The organism is Methylobacterium sp., from assembly GCF_019750675.1.
Taxonomy (GTDB): Bacteria; Pseudomonadota; Alphaproteobacteria; order Rhizobiales; family Beijerinckiaceae; genus Methylobacterium.
Map to the genome: position 1 here is coordinate 1 of NZ_JAIEOF010000261.1, position 26,964 is coordinate 26,964.

General features: G+C 70.1%; 19 protein-coding genes. 11 read left to right on the plus strand and 8 right to left on the minus strand.

The annotated features are described in order from the left end of the window. Positions 1-451 precede the first annotated feature (451 nt). Positions 452-2,650 carry an RNA degradosome polyphosphate kinase gene (locus K2X24_RS13315; RefSeq protein WP_292498897.1) on the plus strand — a complete coding sequence of 733 codons (2,199 nt, stop codon included), beginning with the start codon at positions 452-454 and terminating at the stop codon, positions 2,648-2,650. 37 nt (positions 2,651-2,687) lie between these two features. Beyond that, positions 2,688-4,232 carry an exopolyphosphatase gene (gene ppx, locus K2X24_RS13320; protein ID WP_292498863.1) on the plus strand — a complete coding sequence of 515 codons (1,545 nt, stop codon included), beginning with the start codon at positions 2,688-2,690 and terminating at the stop codon, positions 4,230-4,232. A gap of 32 nt (positions 4,233-4,264) precedes the next feature. On the opposite strand, the gene K2X24_RS13325 is transcribed toward ppx, so the two are convergent. Beyond that, the gene (locus K2X24_RS13325) at positions 4,265-5,713 is read right to left on the minus strand and encodes an acetamidase/formamidase family protein (protein ID WP_292498866.1); all 1,449 of its coding nucleotides are present in this window, start codon (positions 5,711-5,713) and stop codon (positions 4,265-4,267) included. A 220-nt stretch (positions 5,714-5,933) separates the two neighbouring features. On the opposite strand from K2X24_RS13325, the gene K2X24_RS13330 reads away from it, so the two are divergent. After that, positions 5,934-7,379 (plus strand): helix-turn-helix transcriptional regulator, encoded by a 1,446-nt coding sequence (locus K2X24_RS13330; protein WP_292498867.1) that lies wholly within the window; start codon positions 5,934-5,936, stop codon positions 7,377-7,379. A gap of 12 nt (positions 7,380-7,391) precedes the next feature. Here the strand turns inward: K2X24_RS13330 and K2X24_RS13335 are convergent, their stop codons facing one another. The 7 genes from K2X24_RS13335 to K2X24_RS13365 form a co-directional block, all read right to left on the minus strand. Beyond that, positions 7,392-7,658: a helix-turn-helix transcriptional regulator gene (locus tag K2X24_RS13335; RefSeq protein WP_292498869.1), complete on the minus strand. Its 267-nt coding sequence runs from the start codon at positions 7,656-7,658 to the stop codon at positions 7,392-7,394. A gap of 597 nt (positions 7,659-8,255) precedes the next feature. Beyond that, positions 8,256-9,254, minus strand: coding sequence for an AraC family transcriptional regulator (locus K2X24_RS13340; protein WP_292498871.1), 999 nt, complete (start codon positions 9,252-9,254; stop codon positions 8,256-8,258). Then, positions 9,251-9,463, minus strand: a complete 213-nt coding sequence (locus tag K2X24_RS13345) for a hypothetical protein (protein WP_292498873.1) — start codon at positions 9,461-9,463, stop codon at positions 9,251-9,253. The genes K2X24_RS13340 and K2X24_RS13345 overlap by 4 nt, the downstream gene beginning before the upstream one ends. A 293-nt stretch (positions 9,464-9,756) precedes the next feature. Beyond that, positions 9,757-12,579 (minus strand): bifunctional transaldolase/phosoglucose isomerase, encoded by a 2,823-nt coding sequence (locus K2X24_RS13350; protein ID WP_292498875.1) that lies wholly within the window; start codon positions 12,577-12,579, stop codon positions 9,757-9,759. Between the two features lie 226 nt (positions 12,580-12,805). Continuing rightward, positions 12,806-14,881 carry a transketolase gene (gene tkt / locus K2X24_RS13355; RefSeq protein WP_292498876.1) on the minus strand — a complete coding sequence of 692 codons (2,076 nt, stop codon included), beginning with the start codon at positions 14,879-14,881 and terminating at the stop codon, positions 12,806-12,808. Between the two features lie 52 nt (positions 14,882-14,933). Further along, positions 14,934-16,844 (minus strand): glycoside hydrolase family 15 protein, encoded by a 1,911-nt coding sequence (locus tag K2X24_RS13360; RefSeq protein WP_292498878.1) that lies wholly within the window; start codon positions 16,842-16,844, stop codon positions 14,934-14,936. 134 nt (positions 16,845-16,978) lie between these two features. Then, on the minus strand, positions 16,979-17,647 hold the full coding sequence (locus tag K2X24_RS13365) for a hypothetical protein (protein ID WP_292498879.1): 669 nt from the start codon (positions 17,645-17,647) through the stop codon (positions 16,979-16,981). Positions 17,648-17,969: 322 nt separating this feature from the next. Here K2X24_RS13365 and K2X24_RS13370 point away from each other — a divergent pair, with 322 nt between their 5' ends. The 8 genes from K2X24_RS13370 to K2X24_RS13405 all read left to right on the plus strand — a co-directional run. Continuing rightward, a complete protein-coding gene (locus tag K2X24_RS13370) occupies positions 17,970-18,557 on the plus strand; it encodes an ANTAR domain-containing protein (RefSeq protein WP_292498881.1) in 588 nt (195 codons plus the stop codon). After that, positions 18,554-19,582: a CmpA/NrtA family ABC transporter substrate-binding protein gene (locus tag K2X24_RS13375; RefSeq protein WP_292498883.1), complete on the plus strand. Its 1,029-nt coding sequence runs from the start codon at positions 18,554-18,556 to the stop codon at positions 19,580-19,582. Before K2X24_RS13370 ends, K2X24_RS13375 begins: the two co-directional genes overlap by 4 nt. Positions 19,583-19,992: 410 nt before the next feature. Then, positions 19,993-21,282 carry a CmpA/NrtA family ABC transporter substrate-binding protein gene (locus tag K2X24_RS13380; protein ID WP_292498885.1) on the plus strand — a complete coding sequence of 430 codons (1,290 nt, stop codon included), beginning with the start codon at positions 19,993-19,995 and terminating at the stop codon, positions 21,280-21,282. Then, entirely contained in the window at positions 21,282-22,148 is an 867-nt protein-coding gene (gene ntrB / locus K2X24_RS13385) for a nitrate ABC transporter permease (protein WP_292498887.1), read from the plus strand. The genes K2X24_RS13380 and ntrB overlap by 1 nt, the downstream gene beginning before the upstream one ends. Before the next feature lie 9 nt (positions 22,149-22,157). Next, positions 22,158-22,952, plus strand: coding sequence for an ABC transporter ATP-binding protein (locus tag K2X24_RS13390; RefSeq protein WP_292498889.1), 795 nt, complete (start codon positions 22,158-22,160; stop codon positions 22,950-22,952). A 13-nt stretch (positions 22,953-22,965) separates the two neighbouring features. Further along, positions 22,966-24,189 carry an FAD-dependent oxidoreductase gene (locus K2X24_RS13395; RefSeq protein ID WP_292498892.1) on the plus strand — a complete coding sequence of 408 codons (1,224 nt, stop codon included), beginning with the start codon at positions 22,966-22,968 and terminating at the stop codon, positions 24,187-24,189. 11 nt (positions 24,190-24,200) lie between these two features. Further along, positions 24,201-25,991, plus strand: coding sequence for a NirA family protein (locus K2X24_RS13400; protein ID WP_292498894.1), 1,791 nt, complete (start codon positions 24,201-24,203; stop codon positions 25,989-25,991). Beyond that, positions 25,988-26,964, plus strand: a 977-nt coding sequence (locus K2X24_RS13405) for a sulfite reductase subunit alpha (RefSeq protein WP_292498895.1), incomplete at its 3' end; no start/stop codon positions are given. The genes K2X24_RS13400 and K2X24_RS13405, both read left to right, overlap by 4 nt.

Genomic DNA, 26,964 nt, shown 5'->3' on the forward strand with positions numbered 1-26,964 from the left:
CAGCCGGGGCCGGCGCATCACCAAGCCCCTGGCGCTGGCGGTGCTGGAACGCCTCGGCTTCGGAACGGACGAGACCGGGGACGACGAATCCGAAGACGACGAAAGCGAGGACGCGTCCCGCGACCGGGACGTCGACTGAGCGGATCGTCATCGAACTGTCAAAAAGGCCGGCCCACCCCGTGCTAGGGAGCCGGCCCCCCGACCCATAGGAGAGACACACTTGGCGGATATCGACCCGGACGCGACCGCAGTGGAGACCGCCACCCCACGTGCCACCAAGGCCCGTCCCCGGCCCGCCGCGCGCCGAACCGCCTCCGCCGGCGTGGCCGCCAGAGCATCCGACGCGACGCCCGACCGGGGGAACGGAGAGGCGGTGCTCCCACCGGTCGCGACGCCGGCGGCCGTGCCCGATGCCCTCCCGGATGCCGACCTCGACCTGCCGCCCGGGGACCTGACCGCGCCCGCCCAGGCAGGCCCCGGCGCCGAAGCGCGCGATTCGGTGCGGGAGGCGGGCATCGCCCTGCGCCACTCCCCCGAGCGCTTCGTCAACCGCGAATTGTCGTGGCTGCAGTTCAACCGCCGGGTGCTGGAGGAGGCCTCGAACACCCATCACCCGCTGCTGGAGCAGCTGCGCTTCCTCTCGATCTCGGCCAACAACCTCGACGAGTTCTTCATGGTGCGGGTCGCCGGCCTGCACGACCAGGTCCGCGCCGGCCTCGTCCTGCCCTCGCAGGACGGCCTGACCCCGGCCGAGCAGCTCGCCCGCGTCGGCACGGAGGTCTCGCACCTCGCCCTCGACCAGCAGGCGCGCTGGCGCGAACTGCGCCGCGAACTCCTCGGCGTCGGGATCGAGCTGATGGAGCCCGCCGGCCTGACGCCGGAGCACCGGGCCTGGCTGGAGGATTACTTCCTCAACCACGTCCTGCCGGTGCTGACGCCGCTGGCCATCGATCCGGCGCACCCGTTCCCGTTCATCCCGAATCTCGGCTCCACCATCGCGCTGATGCTGGTGCGCCCCCGCGACGGCCGCACCCTGCGCGCGCTCATCCGCCTGCCCGCCGTGCTCGACCGCTTCGTGCGCCTGCCCGACGCGGACAACGACGCCACCGCCCGCTTCATCGCCATCGAGCAGGTCATCGTCCTGTTCACCGGCCGGCTCTTTCCCGGCTACGCCGTGCGCGGGCAGGGCGCCTTCCGGGTCATCCGCGATTCGGATCTCGAGATCGAGGAGGAGGCCGAGGACCTCGTCCTGCACTTCGAGACGGCCCTGAAGCAGCGCCGCCGCGGCGTGGTCATCCGGCTCGAAGTCGAGGCCGGGATGCCCGAGGACCTGCGCGCCTTCGTGGCCGACGAGCTCGAGATCGGTAGCGACGCGGTGATCTTCGTGGAGGGCATGCTCGCCCTCAACGAACTCTCGCAGATCGTCGGCATCGACCGGCCGGACCTGAAGTTCAAGTCCTACAACCCGCGCTTCCCCGAGCGCATCCGCGAGAGCGGCGGCGACGTCTTCGCGGCGATCCGGCAGAAGGACTTCATCGTCCACCACCCCTACGAGTCCTTCGACGCGGTGGTGCAGTTCCTCGCGCAGGCCGCCCGCGACCCCAACGTGGTGGCGATCAAGCAGACGCTCTACCGCACGTCCTCGAACTCGCCGATCGTCGCCGCGCTCGCGGAGGCCGCCGAGCTCGGCAAGTCGGTCACCGCCCTCGTCGAGCTGAAGGCCCGCTTCGACGAGGAGGCCAACATCCGCTGGGCGCGCAACCTCGAGAAGGCGGGCGCGCAGGTGGTGTTCGGCTTCATCGAGCTGAAGACCCACGCCAAGCTGTCGATGGTGGTGCGCCGCGAGGGCGACCGCCTCGTCACCTACTGCCACGTCGGCACGGGCAACTACCACCCGATCACGGCGCGCATCTACACCGACCTGTCCTTCTTCACCGCCGACCCGGCGGTGGCCCGCGACGTCAGCCGGATCTTCAACTTCATCACGGGCTACGCGGAGCCCGCCGAGCTGGAGCGGATGGCGGTCTCGCCGCTCACCCTGAAACCGCGCCTCCTCGAAAACATTGAGGCGGAGGTGGCCCATGCCCGGGCGGGGCGCCCGGCGGCGATCTGGCTCAAGTGCAACTCGCTGGTGGACCAGCAGATCATCGACGCGCTCTACGATGCGAGCACCGCCGGCGTGCAGATCGACTGCGTGGTACGCGGCATCTGCTGTCTGCGGCCAGGCATCCCGGGGCTCTCGGAGACGATCCGGGTCAAGTCCATCGTCGGACGCTTCCTGGAGCACGGCCGCGTCTACTGCTTCGGCAACGGTGTCGGGCTGCCGCACCCCAAGGCCACCGTCTACATCTCGTCGGCCGACCTGATGAGCCGCAACCTCGACCGACGCGTCGAGGCGCTGCTGCCGATCACCAATCCGACGGTGCACCAGCAGGTGCTGGACCAGATCATGCTGGCCAACCTCCTCGACAACCGCCAGAGCTGGCGTGTACTGGCGTCGGGTGCGGGCGAACGGATCCAACCTGCCGAGGGCGAAGAGCCGTTCAATGCGCACAAGTATTTCATGACGAATCCGAGCCTGTCCGGGCGCGGCAAGTCGTCGAAGAAGTCGAGCCCGCGCGCCCTGAGCCGACGCGCGCAGCGTGGCTGACGGCGGCGTGCCTGACTGTTTGTCCAGAGGAGCCCGCATGGGCCTCGATCCCGCCCGCCCTGCGCCCGTCCAGAGGAATCCCCTGCACGGGACGCGCGACCATATCGAGCCGGTGGCGATCATCGACATCGGCTCGAACTCGGTGCGGCTCGTCGCCTATGACGGCCTGACGCGGGCGCCGACGCCGCTCTACAACGAGAAGGTGCTGTGCGGCTTAGGCCGCAACGTGCTCACCACCGGCCGCCTGAACGAGGAGGCGGTGCGCCGGGCCCTGGTGGCGTTGGCCCGCTTCCGGGTGCTGTGCGAGACCATGCGGATCTCGCGGATCTTCGTGCTGGCGACCGCCGCCGCGCGCGATGCCGAGAACGGGGCGGAATTCCTCGCGGCCGCCGAAGCGGCTTGCGGCCAGCGCATCGAATTGCTCTCCGGACGGCGCGAGGCCGAGCTCTCGGCGCTCGGGGTCATCTCGGGCTTCCATGCGCCGGACGGCGTCGTCGGCGACCTCGGCGGCGGCTCCCTCGAACTCGTGGACGTGCGCGGCGCCACCGTCGGCATGGGCGTGACCATGCCGCTGGGCGGCCTCGCGCTCCAGGACCTCTCGGGGGGGTCGGTCAAGAAGGCCCTCAAGATCGTCCGCGAGAACCTGAAGAAGGCCGCCCCGCAGCTGGAGACCCTGCGCGGGCGCAGCTTCTACGCGGTCGGCGGCACCTGGCGGGCGCTGGCGCGGCTCCACCAGTCGGCCCGGGGCTACCCGCTCCACGTCATGCACGGCTACAGCGTCGAGCCCTCCGACGAGTTGAACTTCCTCGAAGTGGTGGAGCGCACCGACGCCGCCCTGCTGCAGGACGTCGAGAGCGTCTCCGAGGCGCGCCGTCCGCTGCTGGCCTACGGGGCCGTGGTCCTGGAGGAGATCATCCGGATCGGGCGCCCGCGCGAGCTCGCGGTCTCGGCCTCGGGCGTGCGCGAGGGCCTGCTCTACGAGCAGCTCGACCGCGACGCGCGGCTGACCGACCCGCTGCTGGCGGCGGCCGCCGAACTGAACGACCTGCGGGCGCGCTCCCCCGGCCATGCCCGCGACCTCATCGCCTGGAGCGACCGCTTCATCGCGAGTCTCGACCAGCCCGAGACCGCCGACGAGCGCCGCCTGCGCCACGCCGCCTGCCTCCTCTCCGACATCGGATGGCGGGCGCACCCGGACTACCGCGGCGAGCAGAGCGTCAACGTCATCACCCACGCGGCCTTCGTGGGCATCGACCATCCGGGCCGGGCCTACCTGGCGCTCGCCATCTACTTCCGCCACGAGGGTATCGCGCCCGAGAAGGCGAGCCCGATGCTGCGCAACCTCGCGGGGCCCCGCCTGTTCGAGCGGGCGCGACTCCTCGGCGCGCTGCTGCGCCTCGCCTATCCCCTCTCGGCCGGCATGGAGGGGGCGCTCGGCGACCTGCCCGTCACGGTGTCCGAGGGCCGCGTGAGCCTGACGCTGCCCCCCGGCCGGGAGGCTTTGCCGGGCGACCGCATCCTCAACCGGGTCCGCGGCCTCGGCCGCCTGCTCGGCCTCGACGGGCGGATCGTCGGCGGCTGAGGTCCCCCGGGCGTTTGGTCCGCCGCCTCCGGTCAGGAGGCGGGGCGCGCCGGAAAGATCGACTTCTTGACGATGGCGTGGACGCCCCAGTTGCCGTCCACCACCTGGGTGATGCCGAAATCCACCGCGATGGACATCAGGGAGATCGCCTCGTCCTCGGTGAGCCCGTGCCCGTGCATGAGGAACTGGCGCATCTTGCGGAAGGCGTCGCGCATGGCGAGGTCGATGGAGGACTTGGAGAAGATCGCGTTCTGCGCGTCGGGTCCGAGATCCGCGAGGTAGTTCGGATAGCTGAAGCCGGAGAGCACCCAGTCGTCGGCGGTCTCGATCATGGGGAAGTCGAGGGTCTCCAGGGCCGTGCCCGGCAGATCGGCGCGTTTGTGCAGGATGAACTGGAAGGTGCCGGTGAGCGAGCACTCGATGGCGGTGCCGCAGAGTTCGGAATCGCCCTGGCTCGCATGCGGGTCGCCCACCGAGAACAGGGCGCCCGGCACCGCCACCGGATAGTACAGGGTCGCGCCCTTGCCGATGCGCCAGTTGTCGATGTTGCCGCCGGTGTAGCTCGGGGGAATCGAGTTCACCATCTCGGCTTCCTTCGGCGCCAGGCCCATCGTGCCGAAATGCGGGCGGATCGGCACGCGGAAGCCCTTGAGCACGTCGAAGTTGCGCGTGGTCTTGGCGTGGTCCACCGGCAGGCCCGGATAGTCGATGGTGGGGTGGTCGATCCCGGCGGGGTCCGTCACGCCCGGCCAGCGGAAGCTGTAGACCGCCTGCGCCCAGTCGCGGGCCCCCGTGGCGTCGACCTCGTAGATCGTCACCACCTCGCGGGGCCGCTCCCCGGTGATCATGTCCTTGTAGTGGTAGCCCCAGTTGGCGGCCGCGTTGCTGCCGAAGGTGCGGCCCTTGAAGGCCGGGTTGGCGCAGGGGCGGGGCGCCACGTCGAGGATGCGCACCTCCAGCACGTCGCCGGGCTCCGCGCCCCGGATCGCCACCGGCCCGGTGCAGATGTGCACGCCGAGGCCGCCCCCGGGACCGAACTTGGTGTCCTCCGGACCGGCGCCGCGCCGGGCGACGCCCTTCCTGTCCTTCGTCCAGAGGAACACGCTCTCGGCGCCGGGATCGCCCGTGACCATGCGCTCGGCATCGTCGTTGGCGTGGTGGGTCAGGGTCTCGATCGTGACGTAGTCGCCGGAGGCGATCTCGACCTGGGGCTTCAGGCTGCGGCTGAAATAGCCCCAGTGCACCGTCTCGGCGGTGGCGGGCAGGTGGTAATGCGCCGTCGCCTGCGCGCCCCGGCGGGCACTCGCCTGCGCCAGGGCCGCCCCCGGCAGAGTGAGGCCGCCGGCCATCAGGGCCGCTGCCCCGCCCGAGGCCACGAAGCCGCTCTTCAGGAAGGCCCGGCGCTCGGGGGCGAGGTCGCCGAGGAACCGGCGGCGATGCGCGGCGAAATGCGCGCAGTTCGGATCGTCACCCTGGCACATCCGGAAGTCTCCCTTCGATCGGGGCGAAATTTCGCCTTCGGCAGGAATTTTGTATGCAAGCCTGTGGCCACGCTTCCGATTCGAGGCAGGGCGTCGGCAACGAGTCGGACCCAGGCGCGTTCGTTCCCCTGCGGACGGCCACGTTCACGTCAGGGGCGCCGTCCACACCCCGGCGCCCGCCCATCGTGGGCGCCGCCCCGCATGCAGGATGCCAAGACCTTTGACGACGGGTGTCGACCGTTCCCAGCTCCGCCAGATCATCGCCGGCCTCACCGAGGGCGTGATCCTGATCGAGCCCGATCAGCGGATCACCTGGGCCAACGCAGCGGCGCTGGCCATGCACGGGGCGGCCGACCTCGCCGAGCTCGGCGGCACCGTCGCGGCCTACCGCGACCGCTTCGAGCTGCGCTACCGCAACCACCACGTCATCACGAACACGCCCATCGAGCGGGTTCTGAGCGGCGAGAGCTTCGACGAAGTCATCGTCAACGTGCGCCGGACGGACCGCCCGGACTTCGATGTGATGCACCGCATCCGCAGCCTCGTCATCACGGACGCGGCCGGCGCGCCAGACTGCCTCGTGCTGATCCTCACCGACGTCACGCCGCAATTCGAGGCCGAGGAGCGCTTCGAGAAGACCTTCAACGCCAACCCGGCGCCCGCGCTGATCTGCCGGCTCTCGGACCTGCGACACGTCAAGGTCAATCTCGGATTCCTGGAGATGACGGGCTACACCCGCGACGCCGTGATCGGCCGGAGCGCCTACGAGATCGACGTCCTCAACGAGGCGCGCAGCCGCGACCTCGCCATCGCGCGCCTCAACGCGGGCGAGACCATCCCGCAGATGGAGGCCTGTCTGCGCCTGCCCGGCGGAGGAACCCGGTTCGTCATCGTGGCCGGCCAGCCCATCGACATGGGCGACGAGCCCTGCATGCTGTTCACCTTCGCCGACCTCGAACTGCGCAAGAAGGCCGAGACGGCCCTGCGCCACAGCGAGGAGCGCTTCGCCACGGCGTTCCGCCTCGCGCCGGTGCCGACGATCCTGTGCCGGATCGACGACTTCTCGGTGATCGGGGCGAACCAGGCCTTCTCGCGCGTCTTCGGCTACCCCGAGGAGACGCTGGCGGAACAGGGGCTCGATGCCGTCGGCCTGTGGAGCGACCGCGCGCAGCGCGAGCGCTTCGCGGCGGACCTGGCCGCGCAGGGGAGCGTGCTGGGTCTCGAGGCGTGCCTGCGCAGCCGGGACGGGGTCGAGATGGATTGCCTCGTCTCGGCCGAGCGCGTCACCATCGGCGACGAGGCCTGCGTGCTGGCCGTCCTGCAGGACATCAGCGACCGCAAGCGCTCGGAGCGCGAACTGTTCGCCGCGATCGAGACCGTGATGGCCGATACGTCCTGGTTCACCCGGGGCCTGATCGAGAAGCTCGGGAACCTGCGCCATCCCACCACCGAGGCGCCGGTGAACCCCAGCCCCGACCTGACGCGCCGCGAGGGCGAGGTGCTGCGGCTGATCTGTCAGGGCCTCGGTGACGCGGCCATCGCCAAGCGCCTGGGCCTGACGCCCAACACCGTGCGCAACCACGCCGCCGCCCTCTATCGCAAGCTCGGCATCCACCGGCGCGGCGAGGCGATCATCTGGGGTCGGGAGAACGGGTTCGCGACCTGAGCGGAGGCCGGATCAGAACCGCGTCCCGGCCGCCCCTGCGGACCGGTCCGCCAATTCCGCGAGGGCGACCGCGCCGTCCTCGAGCTTCAGGAAACGGACACCGCCGCCTTCCAGGGACTCGACGGCGACGCGGCGACTGCGGAGGCCGACGGCCTGCACGTTCTGCTCGAGGCGCCGGATCGTCGACAGGGACAATCCGCTGACCTCCGCCAGATCCGACATCGACCAGCCGAGGAGCGCGCGCGCGCCGCGCAGATGAGCGCCGTTGACGGCGGCCACGACCTCGAAAACCGTCAGGCGCGGCGCCGCCCCCCGGTGCGCAGGCCCGGGCCCCTGTGCCTGCGCCGCAGGGCGAATCCTGAACGGGTTCTCTCCCTCCATCCGTTTCATCGGGACGGCGGATGGCGGAGACGCGACGCCCGGGGACACAGGTTTGAGATAGGTAGGAACCGGGTGCGCCGGGCTGGGCCACTCACAGGATATCGCCCGGCATTCATCGTGCAACGACGCCGGCAGCATCAGGTCACCCGTGCGCGGGCGAGCAGATCGATCGGCCTGGGCCGCACGGTCCGAAGCAATGAGCAAACTGGCAGTCAAGTATTTGCTCCCATACAACGTAAGACTTAATTGTGATACTTTCACAAAAGCTAGATTTTGTCAAATTTTCGCAATATTTATAGCTTTCTTCGTAAATCTGATAGCCGTGATCGATCTCTCGGCGGTACCGGCCGGGGTCCCGTCGGGGGCTGATCCGTTCGGCGGGCGGCTCGGCGCTGCGCCGAATCCGTGGGATCGCTTCGGGACGGCGGAACCCGCTCCTGGCGCCGCCCGCGGAGAGCGGAGCAGTCCCCGGTCCGATGCGCGCGAAAACCCGGGTCAGTGGGCGCGCCCGGCCTGATGACGCGTCGCGGACGGCGTGCAACCGTAGCGTTTGCGATAGCGCTGCCCGAAATCACTCGGATGCGCGAAGCCCCAGCGCCGCCCGATCGCGGCGACCGACAGCGTGTTGCCGGGCGAGAGCAAATCACGATGGGCGTGCTCGAGGCGTTGGTCGATGAGGAACTGGACCGGCGTCTGGCCGAGGTCGCGCCGGAAGCGGTCCTGAAGTGAGCGGACGCTGATCCCGGCGGCGGCAGCGATGTCCGCCAGCATCAGGGGACCGCCGAGGTTGGCCATGATGTAGTCCAACGCAGTCTGAAGGCTGCGAGGCGACCCCTCCCGCCCGATCACGGCCGGGGCCGCCGTCTGCCTCGGCCAGACCGAGAGCAGCTGATAGACCATGATCTCCCGGATCACGGGCACCAGAAAGTCTCCGGACCGGGGCGCCTCCTGGACCTGACGCCGAACCTCCCTCATCGTGCAGAACAGGGCCCGCATCCCGGGGCCGGCGATTTCAGCGACGGGCGCGAGCCGGGGCAGGACGAGCGGGTCTCCGCCGGTCAGCGCCGCCTGGGCGGTGGCCAGGTCCGGGACCCTGAGGGTCGCACTGACGGCACCGAACGCGCCAGACGCTTCGACCTCGCGCAGATCCTCGAACCCCACCAGGGTCGCGTGCGTCGGTGAACCGACGATGTCGCCGACGCGATGGTGATAGACGATCGTCCCGCTCGTGACGAAGCGGATCGTGACGAGTTCGGCATTGAACTTCGGGCGCGTGACGAAACCGCTGCCCGAGCGGGTCTCCCACAGGCTCAGCGACTCGCTCTGGCTGCCGACGAGGGCGATCTCGGGTACGCACGCGCGCCGAACGTCGAAATTGACCGGGACGCCGCCCGTATCGTTGAACATCCGGAGTTCGCGCAGCGACACGATGGAGGCAGCGAACCGGTTCTGTGGCCGCCAGATCACCGAATCGAGGCCTGCCTGTCCTGTCATCCGTCGACCTCGTCCTCGCTTTCGCGGCGTGATCCGGGCTTCCACGCGAACGCGATCCGGCGTTCGCATCCTATCAGGTCGGAGGGATACCAGTCGCGGGACACGTCGGACACCGGCAGCCCCCGTGACACGATCGTGCACAGCGGGTCCGGATGTCGGTTCTCGTCGTCGACCCCGATCTCACCACCGCTCTCCAAGGTGGGGATCACGCCACGCTTCCCGGGTGGCTCCACCCGGGAGATTCACATGGACACGAACCGTGTCGAGGGTGCGAGCAAGCGGACCAGGGTTCGCTCGATGAGGCGATCGGAGCGGGCCCGGGGCGCCCGCGTCGAGACGCGGGACGCTCCGAGGAAGTCGGCATCGGCCGCAACGATGCGGATGCGACGGCGACCAGCGCGGCCCGTCGCCCGGCCTGCGAGACCCAGATCGACGAAGGCCCTCCGCTCCCGGCGGGGAACGGAGGGCCCTGGTTCACACGGGGCGGTTGTCCCCGCGCGCCCTAGAGGGCCGCTTTGATCGCGGCCGCGATCCGCTTCAGTCCGGCCTCGACCCCGCCGCCCTTGATGTGGACGCGCAGCGCCCGCCGCCTGCGCTCGGCCAGGACCGCGAAGTCGCCCCGGGCCTGGGCCGCCACCACCGTGCCGAAGCCGAGGCTGCGGCCGGGAATCGCCAGATCCGCCGCGGGGTCGGCGGTGATCTGGATGAACACGCCGGTGTCGGGCCCCCCCTTGTAGGCCTGGCCCGTGGAGTGCAGGAAGCGCGGCCCGAATTCGAGGCAGGTCGCGAGGCGGCGCTTGTCGCGCAGGGCCACCCGGGCCTCCTGCAGGATCGCGTGGTGTCCGGGATTGCGTGCGACGTAGGCCAGCAGGGCCACGTAGTCGCCGTCCTTGGCACGGGCGAGATGCGCCGCGATGGCCGCGTCCAGGCCCTCGGCCGCCTGGGGCAGGGCGCCGGCATTGCCCGCATCGGCGTAGAGGGCGATCCCGTCATCCGCGAAGATCGGGGTCTCGCCCGGCAGGGCGCCGCTCTTCTCGGCCGCGTCGAAGAGCTTCTTCGTCTCGATCTTGCTCGCCTCGACGTCGGGCTGGTCGAAGGGGTTGATGCCGAGCATCGCGCCCGCCACCGCCGTGGCGATCTCGAACCGGAAGAATTCCTGCGGCAGCTGCTCCTCGTTGGCGAGGGTGATGTGCGCCACCGGGTGCCCTTCGCGCTCGAGGTTGCGCACCGCCTCGTCCTGGTGCGGGTCGGCGCGGCCGTCGAGGCGGAGATACACGAAGAAGCGGTCGCGTCCGTAGACGGCCGGCACGTCGACCGGTTCGCCATCGATGGGGATCAGGCCCTTGCCCGCCTTACCGGTGGATTCGGCGATGAGCTGCTCGGCCCAGGCGCCGAAGGTGTCGATACCGGGCGAGGCGATGATCGTGACCTTGTCACGGCCGGCGGTGAGTGCGGCCGCCCCCAGGGCGGTGCCGAGGAGCACGCCGGGGTTCTGGGCCGGCGGCACGGCCGGGCCGCAGGAGCGGACCATGATCCGGGCCGTGTCGAGGAAGGCCTTGACGTCGATGCCCGAGGCCGCCGCCGGCACGAGACCGAAGGCCGAGAGCACCGAGTAGCGCCCGCCGATCTGCGGCACGCCGTAGAAGATCTTGCGGAAGTTGTCCGCCTGCGCGGCCTTCTCCATGGCCGAACCCGGATCGGTGACGGCGACGAAGTGCGCGCCGGCCTTGTCGGCGCCCACGGTGTCCTTCATCCGGCCGAGGAAGTAGTCGCGGAACACGTTGGGCTCGAGGGTGGAGCCGGACTTGCTCGCCACGATGAAGAGCGTGGTGGCCAAGTTGATGGCGCCTTCCGTCTCGCGGACCTGATCGGGGTCCGTGGAATCGAGGATACGCAGGGTCGGGAACCCCTCGTGGGCGCCATAGGTCTCCGCGAGCACCTCCGGGCCGAGGCTCGACCCGCCCATGCCGAGCACGACGACGTCCGAGAAACCGCCGGCGCGAACCTCCCCGGCGAAGGCCTCGTACGCGGCGACGCGCTCCAGCTCGTCCTCGACGATGCGCAGCCAGCCGAGCCAGCGATCCTCGTCGGCGCCGCTCCAGACGGTGTTGTCGTGGGCCCAGAGCCGGCGGATCTTTCCGCTGGCGCGCCACGCCTCGACGGCCTTCTTCGCGGCCGTGCCCAGGGCCTCGTCGAGCACGAGGGTCTGGCCGTTCAACTTCGGCCCGAGAAAGTCGATGCGCTTTCCCGCCACCGCGCCGAGCAGCTTGTCGGCGGCGTCGATGAAGAGCTGCACGCCCTCCTCCACAAGGGTGTCGCCGACTTTGGCGATGTCGATGCCGGCCTCGGCGAGGCGCGCCATCACGGCTTGCGCGCCCGCCACATCGTCCTCGATGGCGGCCTTCAGGGTACCGTGGTCGCGGAACGCGTCCATGGTCGCGGGCGGCATGGTGTTGACGGTGTCGGGGCCGATCAGCTCCTCGACGTAGAGCACGTCGGAATAGGCCTTGTTCTTCACGCCCGTGGAGGCCCAGAGCAGGCGCTGCGCCTTGGCGCCCTTCGCGGCCAGCGCCTGCCATCGCGGCTCGGCGTGGATGGCCTTGAAGCGCTGGTAGGCGAGCTTGGCGTTGGCGATGGCGACCTTACCCTTGAGGTCGTCGAAACCGCCCGTCTCGTCGAGGGCCTTGTCGACCGCCACATCGATGCGGCTGATGAAGAAGCTCGCCACGCTGGCGACCTTCGAGACGTCGCCGCCCTTGGCGGCGAAGGCCTCCAGGCCGGCGATGAACGCGCGGGCCACCGCCTCGTAGGTGTCCACCGAAAACAGCAGCGTGACGTTGATGTTGATGCCGTCCGCCGTCAGCGCCTGGATCGCCGGGATGCCCTCGCGCGTGGCCGGCACCTTCACCATCAGGTTGTCGCGCGCCACCATCTTGTGGAGGCGGCGCGCCTCGTCCAGCGTGTCTTCGGTGTTCAGCGCAAGGTAGGGCGAGACCTCGAGGCTGACGTAGCCGTCGGCGCCGTCGCTCGCCTCGTAGACGGGGCGCAGCACGTCGGCCGCCGCCTGGATGTCGGCGATGGCGCAGCCCTCGTAGAGGTCGATGACGCGGGCATCGCCCTGGTCCATCACCGACTTCAGGGCATCGTCGTATTCCGACGAGCCGCCGATGGCCTTCTCGAAGATCGACGGGTTCGAGGTCACGCCGCGCAGGCCGTCATCGTCCACCAGGGCCTTGAGCTTGCCTTGCGCGACGAAGCCCCGGGCGACGAAGTCGAGCCACACGGCCTGACCCTGTTCGGGGAAGAGCGCCTTGAGCGGGTTCATACGAAAACTCCCAGTCGTCCGTCGTCGTGAGTCGCGCGCAAAGGGCAGCGCCGTTCAACCATCGTCCTTCGGAAACGCGCCTCCGCTCCCCCTCGCGGGGCGGCATCGGAGGTGGGGGTGGGTGGACCTCGGTCTCTGCGGAGGCCAGCGGAACCACCCTCACCCCCAGCCCCTCCCCGCAAGGAGGAGGGGGACGCACATTCCGCCCTCCAAGAACCTCCGAACCCTACTTCTTGTGCCGGGCGATCTGGTCGCGGGCGGCCTGCAGCACCTTCTCGGGCGTGAAACCGAACTTCGACTGCAGGTCCTTGATGGGCGCCGAGGAGCCGAAGGTGCTCATGCCGATGATGCTGCCGGCCGAGCCCGCGTAGCGGTCCCAGCCGATGACCGAGCCCTGCTCGACGGCCACGCGCGCGAGCACGTCCGGGATCAGCACGCTGTTGCGGTAGGCCTCGTCCTGGCGCTCGAACAGGTCCCAGGACGGCATCGAGACGACGCGGGCCTTCACGCCCTCGGCGGTCAGGGCCTCGTAGGCCGAGACGCAGAGCTGCACCTCGGAGCCCGTGCCGATGAGGATCACCTCCGGCGTGCCCGCGCAATCGGCCAGCACGTAGGCGCCGCGTGCCGTGCCGGCGGCGCAGGCGTATGTCGTGCGGTCGAAGGTCGGCAGCGGCTGGCGGGAGAGCGCCAGCACCGCCGGCTGGTTCTTCAGGCCCAGGATCACGCGGTATGATTCCGCGACCTCGTTGGCGTCCGCCGGGCGTAAGGTGACGAGGCCGGGGATCGCCCGCAGGGTCAGCAGCTGCTCCACCGGCTGGTGGGTGGGGCCGTCCTCGCCCACGCCGATCGAATCGTGCGTGAAGACGTGGAAGACCGGCACTTCCATCAGCGCCGCCAGGCGGATCGGCGGGCGCATGTAGTCGGCGAAGACCAGGAAGGTGGCACCGTAGGCGCGCAGGCCCACGAGGCCGAGGCCGTTCACGATGGAGCCCATCGCGTGCTCGCGCACGCCGAAATGGATGTTGCGACCGCCCGGCTCGAAGGGGGTGAGCGAACCCGCCCCCTCGAAGGTGAGGTTGGTCTTGTTGGACGGCGCGAGATCGGCCGAGCCGCCGAGCATGAACGGCACGTGCTGCGCGATGGCGTTCAGCACCTTGCCGGAGGATTCGCGGGTGGCGAGCCCCTTGGCGTCCGCCTCGAAGACCGGGATATCACGGTCCCAGCCCTCGGGCAGGCGGCCTTCGAGATAGGCGGCGAGTTCCTCGGCATGCTCCGCATCCGCCGCCTTGGCTTCGTTGAAGAAGCCTTCCCAGGTGGCATAGAGCTCGGCGCCGCGCCGGCCGATGCCGTCACGGAAGTTGTCGTAGACACCGTCAGGCACCAGGAACTGCGCGTCCTCGGGCCAGCCATAGGCGCGCTTGGCACCCTTGACCTCGTCCTCGCCCAGCGCGTCCGAGTGGGCCTTGGCGGTGTTCTGCTTCTTCGGGGCGCCGTAGCCGATGATCGAGTTGACGACGATCAGCGTCGGGCGGTCGCCGGACTGGAGGAATGTCTCGAGCGCGGAGGCGACGGCGTGGACGTCGTTGGCGTCGGCCACCCGCAGCACTTGCCAGCCATAGGCGAGGAAGCGGGCCGCGACCTCCTCGGAGAAGGCGAGCTCGGTGTGGCCCTCGATGGTGATGGTGTTGTTGTCGTAGATCCAGCACAGGTTCGACAGGCGCAGGTGCCCGGCGATGGAGGCGGCCTCGGCGGCCACGCCCTCCATGAGGTCGCCGTCCGAGCAGATCGCGTAGACGTTGTAGTCGAACAGCGGCAGGTCGGTCCGGTTCAGGCGCTCGCCGAGGAAGCGGCCGCCCATCGCCATGCCGACGGAGTTCGCGACCCCCTGGCCGAGCGGCCCGGTGGTGGTCTCGACGCCGGTGGTGAAGTGGTACTCGGGGTGGCCGGGGGTGCGGCTGTCGAGCTGGCGGAAGTTCTTGAGGTCGTCGATGGTGAGCGCGGGGGCGTTTCCGCCGTCCTTCTCGACGACGCCGGCGAGGTGGATCAGCCCATAGAGCAGCATCGAGGCATGGCCGGCCGAGAGCACGAAGCGGTCGCGGTTCGGCCAGTGCGGATGCGCCGGGTCGTAGCGGAGGTACCGGTTCCACAGGGTGTAGGCTACCGGCGCCAGCGCCATCGGGGCGCCGGCATGGCCGGAATTGGCCTTCTGCACCGCGTCGATGGCGAGCGTCCGGAGCGTGTCGATGCTGAGCTTGTCGATCTCGCTCAAGGCCGCGCTCGGCTTGGTGTCTGCTCCGCTCATTGCTCGTCGTCCTTCAATCTCTGGGCTTGTTCGCCGTGGGCGTCCGGAACGCTCAGGCGTCGCGCCGTTGGGGTGCGGAAACCGTGTCGGCCGCACCCGGGGATTCGGCTTGGGCGGAGCCGCTGCTCCGCTCCTTGGCCGGGCCCTTGGCCCGGCTGTAGTTGAGAATGGTGTTCACCAGCGTGACATGGCTGAAGGCCTGCGGGAAATTGCCCACGAGCCTCTGTGCCTTCACATCATACTCCTCCGCCACCAATCCGACATCGTTGCAGACGCCGATCAGCCTCTCGATCAGCGCACGCGCCTCCTCGCAGCGACCGAGGCCGATGAGGTTGTCGGCGTACCAGAACGAGCAGGGCAGGAAGGCACCCTCGTCGCCGGGCAGCCCGTCGGTGGTCTGGTTCTCGGTGTCGTAGCGCAGCACGAAACCGTCCCGCATCAGGGTGCGGCCGATGGCGTCGACGGTGCCGACCACCCGGGGATCGTCCTGGGGCAGGAACCCCATATGGGCGATGAGCAGCAGGCTCGCGTCGAGGCGCTTGGAGCCGTAGGACTGCACGAAGCTGTTCAGCTCCGGATCGAAGCCCTTGGCGCAGACCTCGGCGTGGATCTGGTCGCGGATCTCGCGCCAGCGCGCCACGGGCACGTCGCGGGCGCGGCTCGGCCGGTGGTTCACGCCGGTGGCGCGGATCGCGTCCTGCTCGTGCCCTTCCGCCTCCTCGAAGGAGCGGATCGCCCGGTCGAAGGCGACCCAGGCCATCACCTTGGAATGCACGAAGTGCCGGCGCCCGCCGCGCACCTCCCAGATGCCCTCGTCGGGCGTGCACCAGACTTTCTCCAGGTGGCGCAGCAGCGCCTCGCCGACCCGCCAGCCATCCGCATCGCCCTGCAGGCCGCGCTGGCGCGCCTGGTAGAGCGCGTCGAAGATCTCGCCGTAGACGTCGAGCTGGAACTGCTCCACCGCCGCGTTGCCGATCCGCACGGGCTTCGAGTTCTCGTAGCCGGGGAGCCAGTCGAGCTCGATCTCGGGCAGCATGCGCTCGCCCGCGATGCCGTAGAGGATGTGGGCCTGCTCCGGATTGCCCGCGACCGCGCGCACCAGCCAGTCGCGCCAGGCGCGCGCCTCGTCGAGGTAGCCGCCATCCATCAGGGCGATCAGGGTGAAGGTGGAATCGCGCAGCCAGCAGAACCGGTAATCCCAGTTGCGCACGCCGCCGAGATCCTCCGGCAGGGAGGTGGTGGGGGCCGCGACGATGCCGCCGGTGGGCTGGTAGATCAGCGCCTTCAGGGTGAGGAGCGAGCGCTTCAGGATCGCGTCCCAGGGCGTGCCGGAGGCGGCCCGGCTCGACCAGTCGCGCCAGTAGCGGTCGGTCTCGAACAACACCTTGCGCGGCTGGATCGGGGCCGGGTCGTCCTCGTGGGAAGCGCCGTAGCTCAACGTGAAGGCCACGCTCCGGCCGGCCTCCACGGTGAACTCCGCCACCGTGGTCTGGTCCTCGCCGTGGGTCGGCACCAGGGTGCGCAGCACCACCTTGTGCGGCCCCGAGATCGCGCGGAGATCGCCGAGCTCGTTGTGCGAGACCCACGGCACGGCGAGCCCGTAATCGAAGCGCACGCGCATCCGCATCCGCATGGGCACGGCGCCCTCGAGCCCCTCGACGATGCGCACGAGGTGCGCGCCGTCGTTGGCGGGCATGTAATCGGTCACCCGCACGCTGCCGCCGGCGGTCTCGTGCCGGGTCTCCAGGACGAGGCTGCCCTCGCGGTACTGCCGGGTGGTGGTGGCGGGCTCGGCGGGGCCGAGCTTCCAGTAGCCGTGGTCCTCGGTGCCCAGCAGGGCGGCGAAGCAGGCGGCGGAATCGAAGCGGGGCCAGCAGAGCCAGTCGACGCTGCCGTCGCGGGCGATCAGCGCAGCGGTCCGGCCATCGCCGACGAGCGCATAATCCTCGATCCGTCCGGCCATCCGTGTCCTCGTCCTCGCGACGTCGACCGTCACGGGGCCGCGCAGCATCGCTGATGCGTCCACGTAGTCTTCGAAGCCGGCAGGGTCCAGGGTTCAGGGCCGCTTTTGCTGGCGCGCCGGTGCCGCCGGGGGCCTCAGCGCAGGCGTCCGACCCAGCCGGAGACGGCCACGCCGAGGGTCACGCCCTTGTCGCCGACGAACGCGCCGGCAGCAGCGCTCTTGTCGACGACGAACGCGCCCGCAGCAGCGCTCTTGTCGACGACGAACGCGCTGGCAGCAGCGCTCTTGTCGACGACGAACGCGCCCGCGGCGGCGCTCGCCCGGCTGAACGCGCGGATCGTCGGCGCGAAGGGCAGGGCCACGTCGGGCAACGTCACGTCCGGCAGGGCGACGGCGGGGAGCAAGCCTCCGTCCGTCTCGGCGGCGGCCTGCGAAACCTCGGCCTCGGGCACGAAGGGCAGCGCCTTCTCGAACACCTGCGGTGTCCTCTCGGCGGCGAGCGGCGCCTTGGTCGCCACCCGGGGGTTCTCGGGGCGGCGCGGGGCGGCGATGCGGGCGGGCCGGGCCACGGCCTTCCGGGCCTGAATCGCGGGCTCGGCCTGGGCGACGACGAGGGGGAACTGGGTCTGGAAGGCGAGGGGCGCCGGGATGAAGGGCGCCTCCGCCGTCGCCTCGGGGGCGGCGGCCAGGGCCGTCGCCGGCACCGAGGCCGGCGGCGCCACGGCGGCCGGCTCGTGGCAGAGATAGGAGGCGGCGCCGAGGATCACCGCCATGGCCAGGGTCGGCAGGAGGGGCGGGGTCACGCCACGCGCGGTACCCGATTCGAACGCCGCTTGATCGGGGGGCGTGCAGCCTGACATCCGGGGCACCTCGCTGTGCAATCCAGCAACCGGTTCGATCGCCGGCGCCATTAGCCGGGCCGTTTGCGGCGGAACCTGGGCTGTTTTCTCTCCCAACGGTAACGCTTGGTCGGGCATGCCACTTGCGTGCCCGCTCTTCGCCTCCGACCAGCACGCGCCTCGCCCGCCGAGTCGCCCTCCAAGTCATGTCCCTTGTCATCCCCTCGGCGGGCATGCGACCTGCCGGGACCGCCCCCGCCCCGATTCGATCCGTCCCCGGACACCGATGACCGAGCCGACCCTCACCGTCGCCGTGATCGACCCGAGCCGTGCCCGCGCGGCGATCCTCGAGGAAGGCCTCAACGCGTCCGGGTTCACCCGCGTCGTCGTCCTGCCCGACACGGTCGACCTGCCGGCCCGCGTGGCCGCCCTGAACCCGGACGTGGTCGTGATCCACCTGGAGAGCCCGAGCCGGGACATCCTCGAACAGATGTCGGGTCTCTCGCGCCATGTGGAGCGACCGGTGGCGATGTTCGTCGACCGCTCGGACGTGCCGATGATGCAGGCGGCGATGGATGCGGGCATTTCCGCCTACGTGGTCGACGGCTTGCAGCCGCAGCGCATCCGCTCGATCCTCGATGTGGCGATCCTGCGCTTCAACGCCTTCGCGCGGCTGCAGCGGGAACTCTCCGAGGCGCGCGGCGAGCTCGCCGACCGCAAGCTCATCGAGCGCGCCAAGGGCATCCTGATGACGGCCAAGGGTCTCTCCGAGGAGGAGGCCTACCGCCTGATGCGGCGCAAGGCCATGAACGAGAAGCGCAAGATCGCCGACATCGCCCGCGCCATCGTCACCGCGGCGGACCTCCTCGGATGAGACTCGCCCTGGGATACGTCCCCCTCATCGACGCGGCCCCCCTGATCGCCGCCGTGGAATGCGGCTTCACCGCGGCCGAAGGTCTGGCGGTGGACCTCGTCAGCGAGCCCTCCTGGGCGACCCTGCGCGACAAGCTGGCCCTCGGGCACCTCGACGGGGCGCACATGCTGGCGCCCCTGGCTGTCGCGAGCGCCCTCGGCATCAGCGGTCCCGAGACCGACCTGGTGGTGCCCCTCGGGCTCAGCCTCAACGGCAACGCCGTCACGGTCTCGTGCCCGCTCTGGGCCGCGATGGCGGCGGAGGCAGAGGACGGCGACGGCGATCTCGACCGGGTGGCGCGGGCCTTCGCACGGGTCGCCCGGGCACGGGCGGAGGCCGGCCGGCCCCTGACGCTGGGCACCGTGCACCCGTTCTCCAGCCACACCTATCAGCTGCGCCTGTTCGCGGCCCGTGGCGGGCTCGACCTCGACACCGACACCCGGATGGTGGTGATCCCGCCGCCCTGGATCGCCGAGGCCCTGCGCTCCGGGCAGATCGACGGGTTCTGCGCCGGCAGCCCCTGGAACAGCGTCGCGGTGGCCGAAGGCTACGGCCGGATCGCCGCCTTCGGCAGCGAACTCGCCCTCGACTGCCCGGAAAAGGTGCTGGCCCTGCCGGCCTACGCGGCGGACACCTGCGCCGCCCTGGTCCGGGCAGTGCGCCGGGCCGGGGAATGGTGCGCGGCGCCCGAGAACCATCGCGAGCTGGCGAGCCTGCTCGCCCACCCGGCCCATCTCGGCATCGATTCCGGCCTCGTCCGCCGGGCCCTGGCCGGCGCGGTGGTGGTCGATCCCGACGGCAGCGCGCGGCACGCGGCGCGCTTCGTGGTGTTCGGCGCCGAGGCCGCCCCGCCCGCGCCCGGACAGGTGGACTGGATCCTCGGCCAGATGGGCGCGGCCGGCCAGATCGTCGCGACGCCCGCCCTGGTCGCGCGGGCGCGGGCGATCTACCGGCCCGACCTGTACGCGGCGGCCCTCGGCGCCTGAGCCGGCGGGCTGCCGCCGACACCGGCAACCTGCCCGCCGATTGTGCAATGCGGTAGATGGCGCTCGGTGAGGCAACGGGGCGGGGAGGCGGGCGGTTCGCGTCCGGTCGCCGGGGGTCCGCAGCGCGCCGGCAGCGCGGCCGCGCGGTGAGGCATTCGCGACAAATCGCAGTGCGCCGAGACGCTTGGACCGATTCCGACTGGCCCCCATCGCCGTGATGCGACGGGCGGGCCGGACTTGGCACGCCCCGTGCAAGACAGCCAAGGCTCGCCAACGATGACGAGCCTTATCCGTCGGCAGAGCCGCTGACCCGAGTCCCCCACGGAACGCACCTCTCGCGTTCGATGGATGTGCTTGGTCGGCGGTTTTTTCTTTGGCGGGTCTCCAAGCTTTCGAGGGTGTCGGGTTCGATGACTGACGGTTTCCGCAACGACCGCCGTGATCTTCTGAAGGGCGCCGCCGCAACGGTCGCCCTGGCGGCACTCGCCCGGACCGCCCTGCCGGGCGGCGCGTTCGCGCAAGGGGCCGGCCCGGAGGTGAAGGGCGCCAAGCTCGGCTTCATCGCGCTCACCGATGCCGGGCCGCTCTTCGTGGCCAAGGAGAAGGGCTTCTTCGCCAAGCACGGCATGCCGGACGTGGAGGTGCTGAAGCAGGCGAGCTGGGGCACCACCCGCGACAACCTGGTGCTGGGCTCCGAGGGCAACGGCATCGACGGCGCCCACATCCTCTCGCCGATGCCCTACCTGATCTCGGCCGGCCGGGTGACGCAGAACAACGTGCCCGTGCCGATGCAGATCCTGGCGCGCCTCAACGTCAACGGCCAGTGCATCTCGGTGGCCAAGGAATACCTCGACCAGAAGGTCGGCCTCGATTCCAAGGTGTTCAAGGCGGCCGTCGAGAAGAAGAAGGCCTCCGGCAAGTCCGTGAAGGCGGCCATGACCTTCCCGGGCGGCACCCACGACCTCTGGATCCGCTACTGGATGGCCGCCGGGGGCATCGATCCGGACAAAGACATCGAGACCATCGTGGTGCCGCCGCCCCAGATGGTGGCCAACATGAAGGTCGGCACGATGGACTGCTTCTGCGTCGGCGAGCCCTGGAACGCGCAGCTCGTGCAGCAGGGCCTGGGCTACTCGGCGCTGACCACCGGCGAACTCTGGAAGAATCACCCCGAGAAGGCCTTCGCCATGCGGGCGTCCTTCACGGAGAAGTACCCCAACGCCACCCGGGCGCTGCTGATGGCCGTCATCGAGGCGCAGATGTGGTGCGACAAGCCCGAGAACCGGGACGAGTTCGCCGCCATCGTGGCCAAGCGCCAGTGGATCAACATTCCGGTGGCCGATGTCGCCGGCCGCATGAAGGGCACCATCGACTACGGCGACGGCCGCGTGGTCGAGAACAGCCCGCACATCATGAAGTTCTTCGCCGACGACGCGTCCTACCCCTACCAGTCGCACGACCTCTGGTTCCTCACCGAGGACATCCGCTGGGGCAAGTTCGACGCGCAGACCGACACCAAGGCCCTGATCGCCAAGGTGAACCGCGAGGACCTCTGGCGCGAGGCGGCGAAAGCCCTCGGCGTCACCGCGATCCCGACCTCGACCTCGCGCGGCAAGGAGACCTTCTTCGACGGCAAGGTCTTCGATCCGGCCGATCCCGCCGCTTACCTGTCCAGCCTCGGCATCAAGAGGATCGCGTGATGGCCAACACCTCCACCATCGCCGCCGCGCGCACCGTCGCCGTGGCGGCCAAGCCCAAGCGGGCGCCCCTCGTCACCTTGGCGACCCTGAACACCATCGCGAAAAACCTGATCCCGCCCGTGGTGGTGCTGATCGCCTTTCTGGTGATCTGGGAATTGCTGTGCTCGCGTCCGGGTGCGGGCCTGCCGCCGCCCTCGCGCGTCGTCACCGAGGCCTGGGACATCATCGCCCACCCGTTCTACGACAACGGCGGCACCGACAAGGGCCTGTTCTGGCACATCTCCGCCAGCATCCAGCGCGTCGCCTTCGGCTTCGCGCTGGCCACCGTGGTCGGCATCCTCACCGGCACCCTCATCGGGCAGTCGGAATGGGCCATGCGCGGCCTCGACCCGATCTTCCAGGTGCTGCGCACGATCCCGCCGCTGGCCTGGCTGCCGCTCTCGCTCGCCGCCTTCCGGGACGGCCAGCCCTCCGCGATCTTCGTGATCTTCATCACCTCGATCTGGCCGATCATCATCAACACGGCGGTGGGCATCCGCAACATTCCGCAGGATTACCGCAACGTGTCGGCGGTGCTGCGCCTGAACCCGCTGGAGTTCTTTTCCAAGATCATGCTGCCCTCGGCGGCCCCCTACATCTTCACGGGCCTGCGCATCGGCGTCGGCCTGTCCTGGCTCGCCATCGTGGCGGCCGAGATGCTCATCGGCGGCGTCGGCATCGGCTTCTTCATCTGGGACGCGTGGAACTCCTCCCACATCTCCGAGATCATCGTCGCCCTCGTCTATGTCGGCATCATCGGCTTCATCCTCGACCGCTTCGTCGCCTTCGTCGGCACCCTGGTCACCCGCGGCACCGCGACGGCCTGAGGAATTCCCATGACCTATCTCAGCATCGAGAACGTCGGCATCTCCTTCACCCGCTCGGGCCGCACCAACGAGGTGCTGCGGGATGTGAGCGTGAAGATCGACAAGGGCGAGTTCGTCTCGCTGATCGGGCATTCGGGCTGCGGCAAGTCCACGGTGCTCAACATCGTAGCCGGCCTGCTCAAGGCCTCCACCGGCGGCGTGCTCCTCGAGGACAAGGAGGTGAACAGCCCCGGCCCCGACCGCGCCGTGGTGTTCCAGAACCACTCCCTCCTGCCCTGGCTCACGGTCCGCGAGAACGTGGCGCTGGCCGTCGACAAGGTTTTCAAGGGCAAGAAGAGCCGCGCGGAGCGCAGCGCCTGGATCGACCACAACCTGTCGCTGGTGAACATGACCCATGCCGCCGACCGGCGCCCGAGCGAGATCTCGGGCGGCATGAAGCAGCGCGTCGGCATCGCCCGGGCGCTCGCCATGGAGCCGAAGGTCCTGCTCCTCGACGAGCCCTTCGGGGCCCTCGACGCGCTGACCCGCGCGCACCTCCAGGACTCGCTGATGGACATCCATGCGCGGCTGAAGAACGCCGTGATCATGATCACCCACGACGTGGACGAGGCGGTGCTGCTCTCCGACCGCATCGTGATGATGACCAACGGCCCCTCGGCCACGGTGGGCGAGATCCTCACGGTCGACCTCGAGCGGCCGCGCCGCCGCCTCGATCTGGTGGAGGACGCGACCTACACCCATGCCCGCGCCGAGGTGCTCGAATTCCTCTACGCGCGCCACGCCAAGCCCGCCGTCGCGGCCTGAGGACCGGTTCGCGATGAAGGAACGGCTGGTGGTGATCGGCAACGGCATGGCGTCGTTGCGCTTCCTGGAGCGCCTCACCGAGCGGGCGCCCGGTCTCTACGACGTCACCGTCGTCGGGGCCGAGCCGCAGGCGGCCTACAACCGCGTCCTGCTCTCCTCGCTGCTCGGCGGCGAGGTCGACGAGGCGGCGTGCGCCTTCCGGGGCCTCGACTGGTACGAGGCCCACGGCATCCGCCTCATCACCGGCGCGCCGGTCACCGAGATCGACCGGGAGAACGGCCTCGTGATGGTGGGGGAGACCCACGTCCTGCCCTTCGACAAGCTCGTGCTGGCGATCGGCTCCCTGCCGATCCGCCTGCCGAAACCCGGCATGGATCTGCCGGGCGTGCTCACCTTCCGCGATCTCGCGGATGTCGCCGCCATCCGCAAGGCGGCGGTGGAGCACGCCAAGGCCATCGTGATCGGCGGCGGCCTGCTCGGGCTGGAGGCCGCCGTCGGCCTCGCGCGGCTCGGCGTCGACACCACGCTCCTGCACGTCATGGACCGGCTGATGGAGCGTCAGCTCGACCACGCCGCCGCCGGCCTCGTGAAGCGCGCCATGGAGGCGCGCGGCGTCCGGGTGCTGCTCAAGGCCGACACGGCCGCGATCGAGGGCGAGGGCCGGGTCGAGCGCCTGGTCCTGTCCGACGGCACCGTGCTGCCGGCCGACCTCGTGGTGATGTCGGTCGGCGTGCGCCCCAACGTGGCGCTGGCCCAGAATGCCGGGATCGAGACCGCGCGCGGCATCAAGGTCGACGACCGGATGCAATCCTCGGATGCCCGCATCTACGCGCTGGGCGAATGCGCCGAGCACCGGGGCCAGGTCTACGGCCTCGTCGAGCCCGCCTACGAGCAGGCCGAGGCCCTGAGCCGCCACCTCGTCGGCGAGGAGGCGAGCTACCTCGGCACCGCGCTTTCCACCAGCCTCAAGGTCTCGGGCCTGCCGGTGTTCTCCGCCGGGCAGATCGAGGCACCCGAGGGCGCCGAGACCGTGCTGATGTCGGATCCCGGCCTCGGCCTCTACCGCAAGCTCGTCGTCGCCGACGACCGGCTCCTCGGCGCGGTCTTCGTCGGCGACATCGCCGAGCAGGGCTGGTGCAAGGAGCTGATCCGCACCGGGGCCTCGATGGCCGAGCACCGCGACGACCTCATGTTCGGGCGCCCCGCCGCGCCTGCGCCCCAACCCCTCGCAGCGTGAGGAGCCTAGCCATGGCCGACGCATTCAACGCCGAGCAGAAGCGCTATCTCGAAGGCTTCGCCTCCGGCATCAGTGCCGCCCGCATGACTGGCGGCCTCGCGGCCGGACAGAGCGCCTCCGCGCCGCCGGCCGAGCCCATCGGCCCGGACGCGATCCACATCAAGGCGCAGGACGCCACGATCAAGGCCGGCGGCAAGCTCTGCGAGCAGGAGAAGTGGAAGCGCGCCGAGAACCCGTTCGACGGCCACAACCGCCTCGTCACGGAGGCGAGCACCGGCAAGACGCCGAAGCCGGAGGACAATTTCCGCTGGCGCTACCACGGCCTGTTCTGGCTCGCGCCGGCCAGCGGCGACTTCATGTGCCGCCTGCGCATCCCCAACGGCATCCTGCAGCACTGGCAGTTCGCCGGGATCGCCGATCTCGCCGACGCGCATGGCGGCGGCTACAGCCACGTCACCACCCGCGCCAACCTGCAGGTCCGCGAGATCACGGTGGAGCACGGCCAGCCCTTCCTCGACGGGCTAATCGACCTCGGCCTCACGGCACGCGGCGCCGGCGCCGACAACATCCGCAACGTCACCGGCTCGCCCGTGGCCGGCATCGACGCGCAGGAACTGCTCGACACGCGCCCGCTGGCCAAATCCTGGCACAACTGGATCCTCAACGACCGCTCGCTCTACGGCCTGCCGCGCAAGTTCAACGTCGCCTTCGACGGCGGCGGCGTGATGCCGGTACTGGAGGAGACCAACGACATCGGCTTCCAGGCGGTCCGCGTCCTCGACGGCGCCGCCGTGGAGCCGGGCGTGTGGATGCGCCTCGTGCTCGGCGGCATCTCCGGCCACCGGGATCTCGCCCGCGACACCGGCGTGGTGCTGAAACCCGGGGACTGCAACAAGGTGGCGGACGCCATCCTTCGGGTCTTCATCAAGAACGGCGACCGCACCAACCGCAACAAGAGCCGGATGAAGTACGTCCTCGACGCCTGGGGCTTCGACAAGTACCTCGCCGCCGTCGAGGACGAACTCGGCTACCCGCTCGCCCGGGTCGATCCCGCCCATGTCGCCCCGCGCGGGCCCATGGACCGCTTCTCCCATGTGGGCGTGCACAAGCAGGTCCAGCCCGGACTGAACTGGATCGGCGTGATCCTGCCGGTGGGCAAGATGACCTCGGACCAGATGCGGGGCCTCGCGGCCATCGCGTCCGAGTGCGGCGACGGCGCCATCCGCATGACCGTCTGGCAGAACTTCCTGTTCTCCGGGGTGCCGGATGCGAAGGTCGCCGAGGTCCAGGCCCGCGTCGCCGCGCTCGGTCTCACCACCGAGGCCTCCAGCATCCGCGCCGGCCTCGTGGCCTGCACGGGCAATCGCGGCTGCAAGTTCGCCGCCTCCGACACCAAGGGCCACGCCCTCGTCATCGCCGACTACATCGAGGCGAACCTCACGGAACTCGACGTGCCGGTGAACGTCCACGTCACCGGCTGCCACCACTCCTGCGCCCAGCACTACATCGGCGACATCGGGCTCATCGGCGCCAAAGTCGTGGTCTCGGAGGAGGGCGACACCGTCGAGGGCTACGACATCGTCGTCGGCGGCGGCTTCGGCGATTCCCCGAAGATCGGCACCGAGATCTGGAAATCCGTGAAGGCCGAGGATTGCCCGCCCCGCATCGAGGCGCTGCTGCGCAGCTACCTCGCCCGGCGCACCGGCCCGGCCGAGAGCTTCCAGGCCTTCACCGCCCGCACCGGCGCCGAGTCGCTGCGCAACCTCGCCGAAGAGCAACCCGTCCTGAAGGCCGCCGCATGAGCGAGCACGTCACGCCCCCCCTGGTCCTCATCCCCGAGACCGCCCCCTTCGACCCGGACCAGCGCGCCTGGCTCTCGGGCTACTTCGCGGCGCTGCTGGGCCCCGCCGTCGAGGGTGCCACGGCGCTGGCATCCGGCGACGCGCCGGGCGGCGGCGGCGTGAGGCTCGCCGACAACGACGACGCGCCCTGGCACGATCCGTCGATGCCGCTGCCCGACCGGATGGAACTCGCCAAGGAAAGGCCCGAGCCGCAGAAGCTGATGGCCGCCATGGCTCAGCAGGATTGCGGCCAGTGCGGCTACAACTGCGCCGACTACGCCAACGCGATCTTCCTCAAGAACGAGGAGCGCCTGAACCTCTGCCAGCCCGGCGGCAAGGATACGCTCCGGATGCTGAAGAAGCTCGAGGAGGAGTTCGGCGCCGCCGGCGGGCCTGCGCCGAAGAAGGCCGAGGATTCGGCGCCCAAGGCCGCCCCCGAACTCGGGCCGCTGGGCTTCTGCCGCGAGAACCCCGTGGAGGCGACCTTCGTGTCCCGCACGCGCCTCAACGCGCCGGGCGGCGAGAAGGAGACCTGGCACGTCGAGATCGACCTGACGGGCACGCCCATCGACTACGTGGTCGGCGATTCCCTCGGGCTGTTCCCCGCCAACGCCCCGGCCCTGGTCGACGCGGTCATCGCCGAGCTCGGCGCACGGCCCGAGCGCAGGATCGGCGCCAAGACCCTGCGCGACCGGCTTCTGACCGACTACGCCCTGGGCGGCGCGCCGGACGGGCTCTACCAGCTCCTCTCGCTCCTGACTTCGGGCGAGGCGCGCAAGAAGGCGCAGGCGCTGGCCGCCGGCGAGGACCCGGACGGGGACGCCGCGCATCTCGACGTCCTCGGCGCACTCCACAAGTTCCCCGGCGCGCGCCCCGACGCCGAGGTGTTCCTGGAGGCGCTGGACGAGTTGCAGCCGCGCCTCTACTCGATCTC

Coding starts and splice junctions, on each gene's coding strand:
- K2X24_RS13395 (WP_292498892.1), top strand. CDS start 22,966: ATGAAGGAACGGCTGGTGGTGATCGGCAACGGCATGGCGTCGTTGCGC.
- K2X24_RS13390 (WP_292498889.1), top strand. CDS start 22,158: ATGACCTATCTCAGCATCGAGAACGTCGGCATCTCCTTCACCCGCTCG.
- K2X24_RS13350 (WP_292498875.1), bottom strand. CDS start 12,579: ATGAACCCGCTCAAGGCGCTCTTCCCCGAACAGGGTCAGGCCGTGTGG.
- ppx (WP_292498863.1), top strand. CDS start 2,688: ATGGGCCTCGATCCCGCCCGCCCTGCGCCCGTCCAGAGGAATCCCCTG.
- K2X24_RS13370 (WP_292498881.1), top strand. CDS start 17,970: ATGACCGAGCCGACCCTCACCGTCGCCGTGATCGACCCGAGCCGTGCC.
- tkt (WP_292498876.1), bottom strand. CDS start 14,881: ATGAGCGGAGCAGACACCAAGCCGAGCGCGGCCTTGAGCGAGATCGAC.
- K2X24_RS13325 (WP_292498866.1), bottom strand. CDS start 5,713: ATGTGCCAGGGTGACGATCCGAACTGCGCGCATTTCGCCGCGCATCGC.
- K2X24_RS13380 (WP_292498885.1), top strand. CDS start 19,993: ATGACTGACGGTTTCCGCAACGACCGCCGTGATCTTCTGAAGGGCGCC.
- K2X24_RS13360 (WP_292498878.1), bottom strand. CDS start 16,844: ATGGCCGGACGGATCGAGGATTATGCGCTCGTCGGCGATGGCCGGACC.
- K2X24_RS13400 (WP_292498894.1), top strand. CDS start 24,201: ATGGCCGACGCATTCAACGCCGAGCAGAAGCGCTATCTCGAAGGCTTC.
- ntrB (WP_292498887.1), top strand. CDS start 21,282: ATGGCCAACACCTCCACCATCGCCGCCGCGCGCACCGTCGCCGTGGCG.
- K2X24_RS13375 (WP_292498883.1), top strand. CDS start 18,554: ATGAGACTCGCCCTGGGATACGTCCCCCTCATCGACGCGGCCCCCCTG.
- K2X24_RS13340 (WP_292498871.1), bottom strand. CDS start 9,254: ATGACAGGACAGGCAGGCCTCGATTCGGTGATCTGGCGGCCACAGAAC.